The following is a 664-nucleotide window of genomic DNA, read 5'->3' on the forward strand; positions in this document are numbered from 1 at the left end:
TATTATGAAGAACTATCTTATAACCAAATCGTTGAGTTGTTGCAAATACGAATGCAAACAGTGAAGTCTCGTTTACACAGAGGACGTATTTTGTTAAAAAAACGACTCGAAGGAGGTAAAACAGATGGATGATTTCTTAAAGAATCTTAAAGAGGATATGAATGAAACAGTGTTAAAAGATATTGATTTTGACAATAAACATAAACGAAACGTCAAGAATGCCATTTATTACAATCAAAAGAAGACAAGAATCACCATCCAGCAAAGATTAGGGTTTTTGTTAAGTATAGGATTTACGGTAATTGTTATGTTTGGAATTGGTTATTTAACTCTGGATAAGTTGGGGTTCATGGCTCTTGATGAAGCATCTCCAACAAATGAAACAAGTGAATTAAAAAGCGATATAAAGGCGGGCAATGAGGATAACTCTTTCACTCCCCCGGCTCAGGATGAACTATACGATGATTTGTCAAAAGAAGATGTGTCTACAAAAATGCTGAATACTGTTGACTATTTTAGTACAGCATCAGGAGAATTTGAATTACAAAATGTATACGATGATAACTCAGAAAGCAATGAAAGGATCAAGTATACGGTTAGCTTGGAAGAACATGTTGGAGAATCTGTGATCTCAACCTCTTTTTATGATGAAGAGATAATGGGA

At 34.2% G+C, this 664-nt stretch carries 1 protein-coding gene and 1 pseudogene; both read left to right on the top strand.

Annotation, left to right across the window (positions count from 1 at the left end; all coding sequences use genetic code 11):
* On the top strand, nt 1-132 hold a 132-nt coding region (locus tag Q4550_RS23210; RefSeq protein ID WP_303536540.1), incomplete at its 5' end, for an RNA polymerase sigma factor.
* A pseudogene (locus Q4550_RS23215) lies at nt 125-664 on the top strand (hypothetical protein); the annotation flags it as partial. The gene Q4550_RS23210 and the pseudogene Q4550_RS23215, both read left to right, overlap by 8 nt.

It is taken from the genome of Anaerobacillus sp. 1_MG-2023 (assembly GCF_030547345.1).
GTDB lineage: Bacteria > Bacillota > Bacilli > Bacillales > Guptibacillaceae > Guptibacillus > Guptibacillus hwajinpoensis_B.